Origin of the sequence: Bacillus sp. FJAT-27245 (assembly GCF_001273955.1) — a bacterium.
Classification (GTDB): Bacteria; Bacillota; Bacilli; order Bacillales; family Cytobacillaceae; genus Bacillus_D.
The window spans coordinates 760521-776105 of sequence record NZ_LIGI01000001.1 but is presented as its reverse complement, the minus strand read 5'-3'; the positions used below and the strand labels follow the sequence as shown (position 1 = coordinate 776105).

The window sequence follows — 15585 nt, the reverse complement described above, 5'->3', positions numbered from 1 at the left end:
GTTAAACTCCTTTATTGATCCACTCTAGGGCCATATCCCTGGCAAACTCATCCTTCGTTGTATTAACTATTTCCTGGAGGATGGCACTTCCGCCAGGAAATTTGGCAAGCGCTTGCCCTGCTTGGGAACGGACCCACCACGTTGGATCATGGATCAACTCTACGAGACGCGGAATCCCTTTTTCATCCCTCATCGAGCCTATGATTCTTGCGGTAAGCATCCTTTCTTCCCAGCTGCCTGATGTTGTGAGCGGCAGGTAATCGCCAAGATTGCTAACGTAGCCGATCGAAGCGATTGCCTTCAGTGCCCGCAATCTTGTTTCCCCGCTGTACGCTTGGAAAATAGATTCGAGAAAAGGCAAGTAGCGGATGTCCTTCTTTACTCCTATCACGTCCAATACGGCATGCCGCAGTTCTAGCCTGGCTTGGTGGAAGCCAATTGTGAATTGGTCAAAATGTCCATCCTCAAGCCTGATTAGAATATTGCGGCATTCAAATTCCGATAATAATGAAAATCTCCTGTTCAAATATTCATAAAGATTGATAAACTGGAAATTGGCAAGGATGCGCAAAATATGGATTAGTTCATCCCTTGAAGTCCGTTTTTGCCCAAGCATCGTAAACAAGTCTTTCAGGAGGGTGCCCATTTTAAAATTTTCGATAGAGTAGAGGGCATTCATCCTTGAACTCCATTTGCGGCTTTTCAATTTGTGGCGGTAATAATCCGTAAGGTGCAGGACAGCCAAATCTGTCAGGTTCTTCCGTTCTTCACCCTCTTCAAGGATTTCCGCGTATTTAGCGAGAAGCTCCTCCACGGCCTTTTTTTCGACTCGGCTCCTTGGAACAAGCTTTCTGGAGACGGCGCCTTCCGTTATATACTCAAATAGATATGGATTGTATTTTTCTTTGTATTCATTAACCTGGGCCCTTTTCTTGTTCGCCACAGTCTTCCTGATGGCGAGATAAAGCAAGAGCAGGAAAAGGATGCCTATGAACACTGCAGCCAAGATTGAAAGCGCGTACAGTTCAGCTTCCATTATTCGGCCTCTGGATCAAAACTTTAATTCTTGCTTCAAGCTCCGTTAAACTAAACGGCTTTGTGACATAATCATCTGCACCAAGCTTAAGTGCCCTGGCTATATCGTACTCGTTCTTCCGTGCAGTCAGCATGAGGATTTTTACTGATGTGCCTTCCGATTCTTTCCTAACCTTCTGGAGTACTTCAAGCCCATCCATTACCGGCATGACCCCATCTAGAATCAGGAAATGCTCTCCCTCGAGTGTCAGCTGATTTGAATCAAAAAATAATCGGCCATTTTCAAAGGCTTCAACGTGGATGTGAACTCCCGGAACTTCCATCCCCCTAATTATTTTGGAAAGCATTGACCTGATGATGGCATCGTCATCGATTATGGATACATGGAGCTTCTTCGTAAAGGGTTCTCCGCCGCCCCCGCATTTTGTTGCCACTTGGGACCTTCCATTTTCTTTGGCCATATAAAGGCAGCGGTCGGCTCCCCCTATTGCGTCTTCCAATGTTACCTGGTCATTGTTGACTAAATAAATCCCCGCGGAAAAGGTGACTGAGAATGACTTTCCGTTCTCCGAAAATACATGATTCCTGATTTCATTAAGAAGCCTGTTCAGGATGGCCTCCGCTTCCTGAATGCCCGTTCCAGGCAGGATAATCGCAAATTCTTCCCCTCCAAAACGGAACGAACTGTCCGTCCCCCTTGTTCTTTCTTTAATTTGGGAAGCGATAAATGATAATACGCGGTCTCCTGTCAGATGGCCAAACTCATCATTAATTTCCTTGAAGTGGTCGATATCAAGTATCGCGAGGCAAAATACCTTATTCGTCCTCGACAGTGAAGCAATATTTCTTTTGAAAATATCTTTCAGAAATCTCCGATTATAAAGACCGGTCAGTTCATCCAAAAGGGCAATCTGGTTAAACAGTTCTTTCCTCTTTAATAGCCGACCGGCCCTAGCAATAAGTTCTTCCATCTCAAACGGTATTTCAACAAAATCATCCGCGCCTCGCTTATAGGCTTCCGCCCTTTCCTTCCAGCTGCTCACATTGCCAATTACCAGCACTGGGATAAAGGAATTGCCATAATGCCTTTCAAAGTCTTCCAGTATGCCTGTTCCAAACGTTCTTCTGCTATCCACGATGATGAGATCCGGCTTGAAATCATAATTGCTTCGGAACACTTTCTCGGGAGTCGTGTAAGGCATAACTATCCAGCCATTTTCCTCGAGGGCGTCTTTGACAAGCACAATTCCGGAAATATCCTCGCTGATAATTTGAATAACAGGCAAATTAGCATCAATGTTTTTGATGCGGGAATCGTTCTCATATTCATATGTAAGGCTAATTAGGCCGTGCATAAAATTCTTTAGGTCGTTCTGTTTCCATTGCCTTGAACCATCCTCATCTAATTGCACCATCAGGTTTTCTGCCAATTCCGTAAAAGCTATAAAGCCGACTGACCCTGCCGTCCCTTTAATCGAATGAAGGAACCGGAACAGTTCGGCGTCGCTCGGCATATTAGCTCCTTGTACATCAAACCAGTCCGATAATTGGTTTTTTATTTTATCAAGCAGCATTTTTTCGAATTTTTCCATTCCCATTTCATCAACTCCAACAAAAGCCAATATGGGTAATTTAACCAAAATAGGCCGGTAATTACCGCTGAACATTCATATCCTAGTTTAGTAGTTGTACAGATTGGAAACAACGGCATAAAGCCGGTGATTCCCAGAAGTGAATTCCACTAATTTGAAGTTTATTTGTACTTTTGTCCTAATTTCCTTTTTTTCCGGGTTAAAACATGCAAGAGAGGGGAAGCGTTTTAAAAAAGGCCTAAGTTGGAGGTTTTCATGGAGATTATTGACAATGGAAAAGAAGGGCCGTATCTGGTTCCGCTTGAGCGGGAATTTTACGACCAACCGACACTCGACCTCGCCCGTTCCCTGCTCGGATGCATTCTGGCAAAGGAAACGGCGGAGGGGCTGGCCGCCGGATATATAGTTGAAACTGAAGCCTATATCGGCCCTGGCGACCGGGCGGCGCATAGCTATAGGAACAGGCGGACTAAGCGGACAGAGGTGATGTTCGGGGAATCCGGAAGGGCCTATACGTATGTCATGCATACCCATTGCCTTTTCAATGTTGTTAGCGGGGGTGAGGGCAATCCGGAGGCGGTGCTAATCAGGGCAGTGGAGCCTGTTTGCGGGGAGGCGCTCATGTATGAACGGAGGGGTGTGGACCAGACCATTAAACTGACAAGTGGTCCAGGCAAACTGACGAAAGCACTTGGTATTACTATGGAGGATTATGGGCGAAAGGTGACGGAACCACCACTTTTCATTGCCAGGGGAATAGTCCCCGACTCCATTTCAACAGGGACGAGGATTGGAATCGGCAATTCCGGGGAAGCAAAGGACTATCCATGGCGGTTCTGGATAACCGGGAACCCGTTTGTTTCAAAATAATCGATTAAATGTCAAAAAGCCGGCAGGCAGCCGGCTTTTTGGATTACTATTATTCGAGGTCTTTTGGAAGGAATGCCCCTGGCAAAATATCCTCCGAACGGACACGCAATACTTCTCCCTTCAAATTCGTAAGGATAATATCGACTTCCGGCCCGCACAGCTCCGCAATTACCTGGCGGCAGGCACCGCATGGCGAACAAGGCCTGTCTGTATCGGCGACAACGGCAATTGCCGAAAACTCCGTAACCCCTTCGGACACCGCCTTGAATATCGCTGTCCGCTCAGCGCAGTTCGTCATCGGGTAGGCCGCATTTTCAATATTGCAGCCGCGGAATACTTGGCCGTCCTTTGACAGCAGCGCGGCGCCAACCGAGAATTTGGAATAAGGGACATACGCAAGCTCCCTCGCCTTAATCGCTTCCTGGATTAACTCCTTTTCATTCATCCTGTCCACTCCCCTTGAGCTTAGCTTTGGAAAAACCTTATTAACCATTCATAAACGACTCCGCCAAAATAAACACCAAACACTCCTACTACAGCTGAGAACACTGGCGGAGCGGGCAAAGGCAGCTTGATGAATTTAAAGAGAAGCCCAACCAGTATGCCCCCTGCCAATGCCATTAGGATTTCTTTCATCGCATTCCCTCGTATTCATTCAATTTTAATAGGCGCTATTGGAAGTTTCACCTTTTACAATCGCAACGCCTGAGCTTGCGCCAATTCTCGTGGCTCCAGCATCAATGAGCTTAAGGGCGTCTTCCCTGCTCCGGACACCTCCGGAGGCCTTGACGCCGAGTTCAGGTCCAACAGCGGCGCGCATTAGCCGGATATCCGCTTCAGTTGCGCCCCCTGTTGAAAAACCAGTGGATGTTTTAACGAAATCCGCACCCGCTTTTACTGCAAGCTCGCAAGCTCTTTCTTTTTCTTCGTCAGTCAAAAGCGCTGTCTCAATGATAACCTTTGTGAGCGCCTTTCCTTTTGCCGCCTCGACGACAGCCCGGATGTCACGCTCGACCAATTCATGGTCCCCATCTTTCAGGGCACCGATGTTAATAACCATATCAACTTCAGTAGCGCCATTTTCAATCGCATTCTTCGTTTCGAATGCCTTAGTTTCAGGGGTATTTGCCCCAAGCGGGAAGCCGATGACCGTGCAAACTTTCACCTCGGGCGTCTCCGCGAGCAGCTCAGCGGCCGTTTTTACCCATGTCGGGTTTACGCAAACTGAAGCGAATTTATATTCCCTTGCTTCCTCGGCCAGCTTTGTAATTTCCGCTTTCGTTGCATTTGCTTTCAATAATGTATGGTCAATCATGCCTGCAATATTTTGAGACATAGCAATTCCTCCTTTTTTTACACTTTAACTATACCAAATTCAAGGAACATTTGTAAAAACAATTATGAACAAATGTAAAAGATTTTTCGTCATTCGTGTTCGACTTTTTCAAGGAGGAATTGCGCGGTAAAGTGATCGGTCACCAGGATATTTGCGTAGCGCCCTTTTAGCGCCCCGTAAATTCCTTCTATTCTGTTCTGCCCGCCAGCCACCAGGATGGAGTGCTCCTTCCTCTTCAACTCCTCAAGATCGATGCCAAGCGTCCGATCATTCAGGCTTTCATTGCAGATCTTCCCGTCCCTGTCAAAAAATCTGGAGCATATATCCCCAACAGCCTTCCCATACAGGGAATCCAAATCACTTTGCGAAAAATAGCCCAACTGGAAGAGGAGCGATTCCTCTTTTACCGTGCCAACTGCAAACATCGCGATGTTTGCCTGCTTGCCAAGTTCAAGAATCCTTTTAATATGCCTGTCAGCCTCCATTGCCTGCTTCACAACAGGATGGTCGACAATTGCCGGTAGCGGTAAATTGTGCGGTGCTGTATTGAATGCTTTGCCAAACAGATAGAGAATTTCGGACGCGTATGTGTTCGTTTCCGAATGGCTGACTCCTCCCTTCAGTTGCACAACTTTCACATTGTTCACTGCTTTTTGCTTTAATTCTACCGCAGCATGGTAAACAGTCGTCCCCCAGGTCACCCCGATAATATCGCCATCTTTAACGATTTCATCGAGATAGGCCGCCGCCGCTTCGCCAAGAAATGTTTTGATGATTGTCTCTTCATATTGTGGAATGGAGACAACGATTGCCTTTTTCAGGCCGAACTTCCTTTCCAGCTCCTCAGCCAGGCTCTCTACATTTTCCATCGGATCTTTAATCGTTATCTGGACAATGCCTTCGGACTTTGCAGCCTGCAGAAGCCTTGAGACAGTCGGCCTGGAAACACCAAGCACTTTTGCGATATCATGTTGATTGTAGTCAAGAAGATAATAAAGCTTGGCCGCTTCTATTATTTTATACAATTTGTCTTTATCCACACACATCACCTACATCCTGTATCATGGTTTAATTTTACCAAAAAAACAGTCAATTAACAGAGGGTGTGCCATCCGATGGTTTTGCATGTCCCCGCGAAGGATATAGGTCTTTGTAAAAATCTATACGATTTTATGAAAAATAGCCATACATATCAAACTTCATTGTAAATTTGTGGCACAATGCAAGTAATCGGAGGAAGAACAGGAGGTAAGCCAGTGGGACGGCTAGGAAGATTTGCGGACAAATATAAGTATGTGGTGCTGGCGATCTGGGTGGCGGCAATTGTGTTTTTCGCCATTTTCGCGTTCAAGCTCCCATCCGTTTTAAGCGGCAACGGCTTTGAATACGATGGGGAATACAAACAGACAAGACACATTCTTGAGAAGGATTTTGGCCAGCCCAAATCGACCATCATCCTCCTCTTTGAAAAAAAGCATCGAGTTTCAACTGAAAAGTGGCATGCCTTTATTAATGATACGTTTACAAGCCTTGAAAAGTATAAACCGGCTTCAGGACTCATATCCCCTTTTGAAACGGACGGCATGATGAAAGGAAATTATGCTTATGGGGTTATCACATTCAATAGGGATGCCGGCAGCCTGGCGGATGAAATCGGTGAGCTTGAGCCATTTCTAAAAGATAAAAAAGGTTTAAGTGTAAAAATGACCGGCGAACCGGTTATCGTAAGGGATCTAAATGAGGCGAGCCAAAAGGACTTGGCCCGTGCCGAAATGATTGGCCTGCCTATCGCCCTCGTTGTCCTCGTCCTTGCTTTTGGCGGCCTGGTCGCCGCATCGGTCCCATTGATAATCGGGATTGTTTCCATTCTGATGACGATGGGAATCGTCTATTTCTTCAGCCATACAACGAATCTGTCCATTTTCATATTAAATATTGTTCCAATGATTGGGCTTGCACTGAGCATCGACTTCGCCCTTTTGATCATTAACCGGTACAAGGAGGAGCTGCAGACCAAATCGGTTTCGGAAAGCATTGAGGTGACTGTCGCAACCGCAGGCAGGTCGATTGTATTTTCAGCGCTGTGCGTGTTTATCGGCCTTTCAGCATTGCTTTTCATCCAGATTGATATTTTCCAAAACGTTGCCCTCGGCGGAATGATTGTTGTCTTTGTTTCGGCACTATGCGCCATCACCTTCCTGCCAGCCTTCCTTTCCATTCTTGGCCCAAGGATCAACAAGTTTACCGTTTTAAAGCCGCAGGGCAACCGGAAGAGCGGCTGGCATAAGTTTGCGAGTACGGTTATGAAGCATCCTGTCCTAATGATGCTTGCCGCCCTAGTGATCTTGCTTGCGGGGCTTATTCCCGTTAAGGATATGCATTTGACGATCCCGGGAACGAATTCGCTTCCGAAAAACTACGAATCACGCGCAGCTTACGAGACGTTCCGAAAAGAGTTCCAGCCCGAAGGAAAGCGGGACTATCAAACAGTCACAGTCATCCTTGAATCGGATGGGAGCATGGCGGAGGAATCTAATCTTGATGCGGCAAGCAATGCCATTGCAAAGTTAGCGGAAAGCAAGCTTGTCAATTCAGTGGAATCGCTCTTTTCCGCTGCGGGGGTAGCCACCGGCAAGGAGTATGCCGGTACGAAAATGCTTTTGCAGGCCGACCCAGGCCGGCTTGCCCAGCTCCAGCAGCTAGAAGGCCACTTTATTAAAGGCGGCAGGATGCTCGTAAAAGTGTATTTAAAAACCGGCGAGCATTCGGATAAGGCCCGGGAATGGGTCCGGGATTGGGCCAAAAAGGACTATGGATTGAAAACCTATTTTGGCGGTAGCATCAAGTTCGAGCAGGAAAACTTTGATGAAATTTACGAGAAAGCGCCGTACGGTCTGGTCCTCATCATTGTTTCTACTTTCATTATCCTGATGGCGGCATTCCGTTCGGTGCTCATTCCGATAAAAGCAATTCTTATGAATATGCTGAGCTTGGGGGCAACCTTCGGGATTGTCGTATATATTTTCCAGGAGGGCCATTTGGGGGCAGATCCGGCCGATATTGCCTTGATTTTGCCAGTGTTTGTTTTCTCACTCGTCTTTGGCCTGTCGATGGACTATGAGGTTTTCCTTATTTCCCGTATCCAGGAATACTATTTGGAAACAGGCGACAACAGTAAGGCGACAATCCTCGGCCTTACAACAACTAGCAAAATTATCACGTCCGCCGCGGCAATCATGATTGTCGTAACCGGCGCTTTTGCTTTTACCGGCGTCATGCCTGTGAAACAGCTTGGCGTCGGGATTGCGATTGCCATCTTTATCGACGCCACCCTCATCCGAATGGTATTGGTCCCTTCCCTGATGAAACTTCTAGGCGATTGGAATTGGTGGTTCTTTGGAAAAGGAAAGAAGGCGCCGAGTGGTGGAAAGGCGTAATGAACATACGATAAAAAATGGCGGTCCGCTCTCCGGGCCGCCTTTGTCGTTTATCATCTTTGGGTGCCTTGTTTGGGTGCCTGGCACCGTAACAAGGGCAAGGCACTTTGACGCATCAAAAATCTTTCGCATACTCAGGTGACGGAACTTTGGTTAAAACAACATACAGGCTGGCAGGTTCGCTTCCACTGTTGCTAAAGGCAAGCATTTCTTCTCCGCTGCAATGGACCGCATCGTTTGCGGCAACCTGAAGTTCCCTTCCATCGATCATGAATGCCCCCGAACCGCACACTACGAGCAGGAACACTTCTGTTCCCGGATGCCTATGAGGCGGAAGCTGCTGCCCCGGGGCAAAGTTCAAGACAAACGCGGTGCTATCACCTTTTTTAAAAATGACCCGTTTCGTTAATTTATCATCGCTATATTCCATGTATTCTACCAGTGAATGCTTTTCCATTTTAATACGCCTCCTGAGAGTTTTGTCGTTCTATTTTTAGTATAGTTGAAAATGATTTTCAATTAAGTGAGGTGAATCACGCTTGATGGAAAACTTTCCGTAAATGCTTTTTTTCAACGGAACCAGGCTTTATATTGGACACAGAAACTGCTATACATGACGTTTCGTTTGGATGGAAAAGTGAATTTTCTGGGTGGTGCGTGTCCAAAGATGACTGATGTTTGGACAGCAATGTGAATTTCCGGGGGCTGTGTGTCCAAAGATGACCGATGTTTGGACAGCAATGTGAATTTCCACAGGATGCGTGTCCAAAGATGCCACACGTTCCATTTAAAAAGCCGGAGCCTGTATGCCGGCTCCGGCTATTCTGATTACTTCATGGCGGCTTCCTGGACAATGGCTGCCCCCTTGGCCAACGCCTGCCTGTTAAGGTCGATCAAGTGGTGTTTGTCGGCGGATAGAACTTTTTTCAAAGATTCAATGAGTGAGTTATACGAAAGGATTCCGGTCGCTTCGATAAACGCCCCTAGCAGTACCATATTGGCTACCCTGCCATTCCCGAGCCCATTTGCAATGCCGGTCGCATCTATTTCAATTGACCGAATGTCGCTGCGGGCCGACTTGGCTGGGACAAGCGAGCGATTCGTTATTAGCACCCCGCCCGCCCTTACCTTTGGCTCGAATTTTTCGAACGAGGGAATGTTCAGGACAATTGCCGCGGACGGTGAACTGACTAAAGGGGAGCCAACCGGTTCGTCACTGATGACGATTGCGCAATTCGCAGTCCCTCCCCGCTGTTCGGGTCCATAGGATGGAAGCCAGGATACATTTTTCCCTTCATGCAGGCCGGCATAGGCAAGCAATTGGCCCATCGACATGATGCCCTGGCCGCCAAAGCCCGCAATGATGATTTCTTCAAGCATCCCTAATTCCCTCCTTTATAAATACCTAGAGGATAAACAGGGACCATGCTATCCTTCACCCAATCGAGCGATTCATGTGGGTCAAGGCCCCAGTTGGTCGGGCACGTCGACAGAACTTCCACCATCGAAAACCCGAGTCCTTTTTTCTGTGTTTCAAAAGCGCGCCTGATTGCCTTTTTGGCTTTTATAATATTCGGGACATCATGGGAGGAAACGCGTTCGATATATGCCGCGCCGTCCAAAGTTGCAATCAGTTCACTCACCCGAATTGGCGACCCCTGAAGACGCTGATCACGTCCAAATGGGCTCGTAGCTGTTTTCTGGCCAATGAGCGTTGTGGGCGCCATTTGGCCACCGGTCATTCCGTAAATCGCATTGTTCACAAAAATAACTGTAATGTTCTCCCCGCGTGCGGCTGCGTGAATGACTTCGCTGATTCCAATTGATGCAAGGTCGCCGTCTCCTTGGTACGTAAATACAAACCGGTCGGGCAGGACTCTCTTGATTCCGGTAGCGACTGCGGGTGCCCGGCCGTGCGCCGCCTGGGTCATGTCACAATTAAAATATTCATAGGATAGGACGGAACAGCCGACGGACGCAACCCCCACCGTATCTTCAAGAATCCCCATTTCCTCAAGCACTTCACCGACAAGCCTGTGGATGATTCCGTGGGTGCAGCCCGGGCAATAATGGGTCGGGTTTTCAGTCAGCCCAGTTGTTTTTTCAAAAACAGTTTTCATGCTCATACGGCAACCCTCCCCGCTAGCTCGGCAATTTTCGCAAAAATCTCTTCCTGGGTCGGCACAACCCCGCCATTCCTTCCGTAAAACTCCACAGACGCGCGCCCTTCCACCGAGAGGCGGACGTCCTCCACCATTTGTCCAGCGCTCATTTCGACAGATAGATACGCTTTTACACGGTCCCTTGTTTCATGAAATGGCTGTTCCGGGAATGGCCATAACGAAATTGGGCGAATCATGCCCACTTTGATTCCTTGCTGGCGCGCCCTGTTAATCGCATTCATTGCAATCCGGGCGACCGTACCAAAGGCAGCCACGATAAATTCGGCGTCCTCTATTAAATATGTCTCGTATCGGACTTCATTCTCCTTGATTTCGGCAAACTTTTTCTGGAGCTTGATATTGCGTGCCTCAAGGGCATCAGCATCGAGGTCAAGCGAAGAGATGACCCTCCGTTCGCCGTCACCGCGAGTTCCAGTCGTCGCCCATTTCTTGGGAACTTGCGCCCGTTCTGCTAAATCGCCAAATTCCACCGGCTCCATCATCTGCCCGAGCATTCCATCCCCCAATAAAATTACCGGGGTCCGGTACCGTTCTGCCATATCGAAGGCATCCTGAGTCAAATCAACAATTTCCTGGAGGCTTGAAGGTGCAAGGACCGGTGTATAATAATCCCCATGCCCGCCTCCCTTCGTTACCTGAAAATAGTCGGATTGGGCCGGCTGGATATTCCCTAATCCCGGGCCTCCCCGTACAACGTTCACGACAACCGCTGGAAGCTCCGCCCCAACAAGATAAGAGATTCCCTCCTGCTTAAGGCTGAATCCCGGGCTTGACGACGAGGTCATCACCCTGACTCCGGTACATGCGGCACCATAGACCATATTGATTGCCGCCACCTCGCTTTCGGCCTGGAGAAACAGGCCGCCTACTTCGGGCAATCGCCTTGCCATATAGGCAACAAGCTCGCTTTGGGGTGTTATCGGATAGCCGAAGAAATACTTGCACCCGGCATGGACCGCCGCTTCCGCAATAACTTCATTGCCTTTCATCAGTACTTTTGCCATAATTTTTTCCCCTTTTCTGACAGATAGGAAATGTTCGTTCTTCAATTTTATTAACTTTTTCCGGCGCGTGCCCTATATGGTTTGCCTCTTTTTCTCAGGGCGGTAGACGGTTATGACCCCATCCGGGCATATCTGGCCGCATTTCGCACAACTTATGCACTTTTCCTGATCCGTGACTGTTGCGGGTCGATAGCCTTTTCCATTCAGATAATCTGCCAGGAAGATAATCGTTTCCGGACAAACGTTTACACAAAGGCCGCAGGATTTGCAATACGCTTCGTTAAATACAACTCTTTCCTCCATCTTGTTTCCCCCTTATTCCCATGGCAATTTCATAAATCGGTCGATGAATAAGCAATCTTCCCTATTGGCAAAAACTCCGATTCCCTCCATGCCTCTCGAAACAGCGGTCGCCAAAACCGGAATGGCTAGCCGTTCAGCGGCCGCGTTTGCAAGGCATTCCCCTTTTAAAATATCTTCAGGCACGGTTTCCCCGCCGAGATTCGTGTTGTTTATAATCCCGGCTACCGGGAGCCTCGCCGCTTTCTCAATCCCTTTTATCGTCTCAATAATCCCATCGACCGTGCTGACATATGGCCGGTTCGCATTAAGGACAAATATAAGCTTTGCTCCCATATCCTTCCACTCGTGAAAATATTGGCCTAGCACAGTCGCACCGTCCTTTTCCCCACCAGCATCAATGATGACACGGTAAGAAGGGTCATGGATAACGCGGTAGATTTCCCCTGATACAACCGGCAAATCCGAAGATGCAAGCCTTGCGGACGGACCGATAAGTTCGATGCCGTTCTCTTTTAAAACCGAAACCGCATCCCTTGACCTGAAATACGGATTAATCACATCCAAATCGGCAATCGCAACCTTCTGATGCACCTTCCGTTCACGGAGCGCCAAATTAAGGGCAAGCTCTGTCTTCCCACTCCCAAAATGCCCTGCCAAAATGGTGATCCTGGCATCCATCCTCATCTCTAGCCCCACTCCCCTAACTTGTAAACGCTTACATAGGATTTTTCGATTATCCTGCCACTGCCATTATAAATCACATTTTTGCAGTTTGGCTTTGACCTTTGTCACACCTTGGAAGGAGCAGGATTCATATTATCCTTCTAATAGATAAAGCGGCCCTTTTTCATAAAAAAGACCGCTTTTAATTTGCACATATTCTTTTAGCTCATGAAGGAAAGGATGACTTTTTGCGGGATTTCAGGAGCCGTCTCTGACTTTTTCCTCAATTGGCCGCAGGAAGGCATTTCATATGAAAATTCTTCGACTTCCTCAGGAATGATTCCTTCTTCCTTGAGTCGGTCGAATACCCGCTGCATAGCGTCATCCGTATCAATCTTCTCATTTGTTCCATTTTCCTGGAAGCAATCCACACACGTTTCAACGATATTTTCATTGATCCGCTCCTCCGCGAAGACAAGCTTGCCGCCAGCCCTATTCTCAACTTCCGTGTTTTCGAGTTCAATAATTGTGGTAATATTCATTTTCCGCACCTCCGCTTTTGTATAAGTCCATTATAAAAGAACTCCACCGTGTTGTTTTCCTTCGAAAAGGAAATTCGAATAATCTTCATATGTTTGTGGCGAAATTCTGTCAGTTTTGCAGAAATTAACGAGTGGCTTCCTCTCCCATTCACTTTCACTATTTTTCGTTTTTGTTGAAAAATAATTCCTTGAATTGATTTTGAGCCTTCACCCACAAAACAGATAACAAACCAGCACGATGGTTTAAACTGTTTTTTTTGAAAACGATTGTTCACAATACGGAAAACCACCCTGAATAGTTAAAGAAAACACGGATCTATTTTTATCAATCAAACAAGCAATTGGGAGTTTTTCAAAAAGGAAAATGCCCTATCCGCCTCCAATGGCCTGCTTATAAAATAACCTTGTGTATAGTTGCAGGTGCTGCCCTCAAGAAAGCCGAGCTGCTCGGCAGTTTCCACCCCTTCCGCAACTACCTTAAGCCTTAGGCTATGGGCTAGATTGATAATCGCGGATGCGATTGATGCGTCGGTAGTATCCCGTTCAAGATTCATAATGAAAGAGCGGTCTATTTTTAATACATCAATCGGAAAATGCTTCAAATAGCTTAACGAGGAAAATCCTGTCCCGAAATCATCAATCGCGATCGTAACCCCTAGCGATTTCAAATTGCACAATACTTCGGCCGCCCGTTCAGGATCATGCATAACAATTCCTTCGGTAAGCTCCAGCTCCAGCGCGCAAGGTGGCAGGCCGGTTTCCTCGAGAATTCCCCCAATAAGCTTTTCGAGGTTTTGCCGCCGGAACTGTAACGGAGACAAATTTACGCTGATTGAAAGATGGTCATAACCAAGGTTATGCCACTTTTTGCACTGCATGCACGCTTCCCGGAGCACCCATTCCCCAATCGGAACGATAAGCCCTGTTTCTTCCGCGACATCGATGAACTCGCCGGGATAGAGGATATTTCCTCCCCAGTTCCACCGTACGAGCGCTTCAAAGCCATACACATCATTTGATTTCAAATTCAGCTTTGGCTGGTAATGCAGGATGAAGCTTTTCGTTTCCAATGCTTGGCGGAGCTTTATTTCCGTTTCCATCCTTTCCATGGCCCGCGTATCCATTGTCGGATCAAAAAGGCGATACCCATTTCGGCCATTTTCTTTCGATTTGTACATCGCCAAATCCGCATTCCTAAGCAGCATATTCATTTCATTACCATGCCTGGGGCTGATGCTGATTCCTATACTTGTCGTGATCATAATCCCGCGCCCATTAATTTGGAAGGGCTGTTTCATGATTTGGATGATTTTTTCACTGGCAACGGCCGTTTCTTCATCCTCCTCCAATTCAGGCATGAGCACGACAAATTCGTCACCCCCGAACCGGGCGACAATAATTCCCTGGGAACAAACCGAACGGAGCCTCGCGGCGACCTCCTTAAGCAATTTATCCCCCGCCTGGTGCCCCATGCTGTCATTGATTACTTTAAAATGATCCAAATCCAAAAGCAGGATCCCAAGCTTTTTATCGGTTGCCCCATGGAAATAATCTTTCAAAAATGACTCGAGGTACCATCTGTTTGGAAGGCCTGTCAAAGCGTCGTGGAAGGCCATATGATTGATGGCCTCTTCTGATTTTTTCCTGTCCCGGATATCCCGGCAAAGTGCAAGGTATACTTGCTTCCCTCCGATATGGATGAGGCGGAAATTAATGTCGACGGGAATTTCCGTTCCATCACTGGCAGCCATTCTGTCCTCGAAATGGCAGGAACGGTTTTTCTCGGGGKTTTCCTGAAGCTCGCTCATCTTAGCGGGAAGAATCCCGAAAATATGCCTGACATTCTTGGTGAGCAATTGATCCTCTCGATACGCAAGCAGCTCCATGGCCGCCGAATTCACATTTAAAAAGCCACCGTCTAGCCCGATAAGAAAAAAACAGTCCGCGGCCTGGTCGACCACATTCCTGAATTTCTCCTCGCTCTCCCTTAGTTTCTGCTCCGTATTTACCCGATCGGTTATATCGAGGCCAAATCCAAGCAAGAAATCCTCGTTCTCCGTCTGGATAATTGTTTTCCCGGTATACATGACCCTTTCCTCACCCTGGAAGCCGACAGGAACTTCCTTGGCGATCAGTTTCCGCTGCCGCCAAACCTCGAGGTCATCTGCCCTGTTGATTTCGGCAATATGCTTCGGAAAAAAATCATACACTGTCTTTCCAATCAAATCATCCAGTGCCATACCGTGTACTCTCAGAACCTCAGCGTTCGCAAACAGCGTCCTCCCCGCCCTGTCCTCCAAAAAAATATTGATTGGCAAAGAATTGAGTACGTTCAGTTTCATCGACTCGCTAATCCTGAGTTTTTTTGAAAGGTCCTGCTCTTTTTCTTCCAACTCTTCCACACGCTTAAGTAGTGCCAGATAATCCGCTTTGATTTTCTCGATCGTCTCCATCCCGCTGCCCTTCCCAGTTCAAGTTCCCCCATGCTTCTTCCCCAGATATTGAACTGTCAGTGTTAGAATAAGTGGAATTTCCATGTCCGTAAAAATGGCATAATGACATAAGTCCTTTACCAATATTTTATAATGGCAGCAGCAGCCAAAGCCCGCGGTTTGCCAAA

General features: G+C 47.4%; 16 protein-coding genes. 2 read left to right on the top strand and 14 right to left on the bottom strand.

The features are described from left to right. Nucleotide 1: 1 nt before the first annotated feature. Together ADU24_RS03765 and ADU24_RS03760 are read right to left on the bottom strand one after the other, a co-directional pair. Nucleotides 2-1036 (bottom strand): HEAT repeat domain-containing protein, encoded by a 1035-nt coding sequence (locus ADU24_RS03765; RefSeq protein WP_053365371.1) that lies wholly within the window; start codon nucleotides 1034-1036, stop codon nucleotides 2-4. Beyond that, nucleotides 1026-2633, bottom strand: a complete 1608-nt coding sequence (locus ADU24_RS03760; protein WP_053365370.1) for a diguanylate cyclase — start codon at nucleotides 2631-2633, stop codon at nucleotides 1026-1028. The genes ADU24_RS03765 and ADU24_RS03760 overlap by 11 nt, the downstream gene beginning before the upstream one ends. 249 nt (nucleotides 2634-2882) lie before the next feature. Here ADU24_RS03760 and ADU24_RS03755 point away from each other — a divergent pair, with 249 nt between their 5' ends. After that, nucleotides 2883-3497 (top strand): DNA-3-methyladenine glycosylase, encoded by a 615-nt coding sequence (locus tag ADU24_RS03755; protein WP_053365369.1) that lies wholly within the window; start codon nucleotides 2883-2885, stop codon nucleotides 3495-3497. A gap of 49 nt (nucleotides 3498-3546) precedes the next feature. Here ADU24_RS03755 and ADU24_RS03750 read toward each other — a convergent pair whose 3' ends face one another. The 4 genes from ADU24_RS03750 to ADU24_RS03735 all read right to left on the bottom strand — a co-directional run bounded on the left by ADU24_RS03750 (nucleotide 3547) and on the right by ADU24_RS03735 (nucleotide 5873). Further along, complete coding sequence (locus ADU24_RS03750; RefSeq protein ID WP_053365368.1) at nucleotides 3547-3942, bottom strand: cytidine deaminase; 396 nt, start codon at nucleotides 3940-3942, stop codon at nucleotides 3547-3549. A gap of 20 nt (nucleotides 3943-3962) precedes the next feature. Further along, a complete protein-coding gene (locus ADU24_RS03745) occupies nucleotides 3963-4133 on the bottom strand; it encodes a XapX domain-containing protein (protein WP_053365367.1) in 171 nt (56 codons plus the stop codon). 25 nt (nucleotides 4134-4158) lie between these two features. After that, entirely contained in the window at nucleotides 4159-4833 is a 675-nt protein-coding gene (deoC, locus tag ADU24_RS03740; RefSeq protein WP_053365366.1) for a deoxyribose-phosphate aldolase, read from the bottom strand. An 89-nt stretch (nucleotides 4834-4922) separates the two neighbouring features. Continuing rightward, entirely contained in the window at nucleotides 4923-5873 is a 951-nt protein-coding gene (locus ADU24_RS03735; protein ID WP_197277467.1) for a sugar-binding transcriptional regulator, read from the bottom strand. Nucleotides 5874-6089: 216 nt separating this feature from the next. On the opposite strand from ADU24_RS03735, the gene ADU24_RS03730 reads away from it, so the two are divergent. Next, a complete protein-coding gene (locus ADU24_RS03730) occupies nucleotides 6090-8270 on the top strand; it encodes an MMPL family transporter (RefSeq protein ID WP_053365364.1) in 2181 nt (726 codons plus the stop codon). Nucleotides 8271-8385: 115 nt separating this feature from the next. On the opposite strand, the gene ADU24_RS03725 is transcribed toward ADU24_RS03730, so the two are convergent. The 8 genes from ADU24_RS03725 to ADU24_RS03685 all read right to left on the bottom strand — a co-directional run bounded on the left by ADU24_RS03725 (nucleotide 8386) and on the right by ADU24_RS03685 (nucleotide 15418). Next, nucleotides 8386-8727, bottom strand: a complete 342-nt coding sequence (locus tag ADU24_RS03725; protein ID WP_053365363.1) for a cupin domain-containing protein — start codon at nucleotides 8725-8727, stop codon at nucleotides 8386-8388. Between the two features lie 371 nt (nucleotides 8728-9098). Continuing rightward, entirely contained in the window at nucleotides 9099-9650 is a 552-nt protein-coding gene (locus ADU24_RS03720; RefSeq protein WP_053365362.1) for a 2-oxoacid:acceptor oxidoreductase family protein, read from the bottom strand. Nucleotides 9651-9652: 2 nt separating this feature from the next. Further along, nucleotides 9653-10396 (bottom strand): thiamine pyrophosphate-dependent enzyme, encoded by a 744-nt coding sequence (locus ADU24_RS03715; RefSeq protein ID WP_231689557.1) that lies wholly within the window; start codon nucleotides 10394-10396, stop codon nucleotides 9653-9655. Continuing rightward, nucleotides 10393-11457, bottom strand: coding sequence for a 3-methyl-2-oxobutanoate dehydrogenase subunit VorB (locus ADU24_RS03710; RefSeq protein ID WP_053365361.1), 1065 nt, complete (start codon nucleotides 11455-11457; stop codon nucleotides 10393-10395). The genes ADU24_RS03715 and ADU24_RS03710 overlap by 4 nt, the downstream gene beginning before the upstream one ends. A gap of 72 nt (nucleotides 11458-11529) precedes the next feature. After that, nucleotides 11530-11760 carry a 4Fe-4S dicluster domain-containing protein gene (locus ADU24_RS03705; RefSeq protein ID WP_053365360.1) on the bottom strand — a complete coding sequence of 77 codons (231 nt, stop codon included), beginning with the start codon at nucleotides 11758-11760 and terminating at the stop codon, nucleotides 11530-11532. 12 nt (nucleotides 11761-11772) lie between these two features. Next, complete coding sequence (locus tag ADU24_RS03700) at nucleotides 11773-12444, bottom strand: hypothetical protein (RefSeq protein ID WP_053365359.1); 672 nt, start codon at nucleotides 12442-12444, stop codon at nucleotides 11773-11775. A gap of 200 nt (nucleotides 12445-12644) precedes the next feature. After that, nucleotides 12645-12965: a hypothetical protein gene (locus ADU24_RS03695; RefSeq protein WP_053365358.1), complete on the bottom strand. Its 321-nt coding sequence runs from the start codon at nucleotides 12963-12965 to the stop codon at nucleotides 12645-12647. 329 nt (nucleotides 12966-13294) lie between these two features. Next, nucleotides 13295-15418 carry a putative bifunctional diguanylate cyclase/phosphodiesterase gene (locus ADU24_RS03685; RefSeq protein ID WP_053365356.1) on the bottom strand — a complete coding sequence of 708 codons (2124 nt, stop codon included), beginning with the start codon at nucleotides 15416-15418 and terminating at the stop codon, nucleotides 13295-13297. Between the last annotated feature and the right edge of the window lie 167 nt (nucleotides 15419-15585).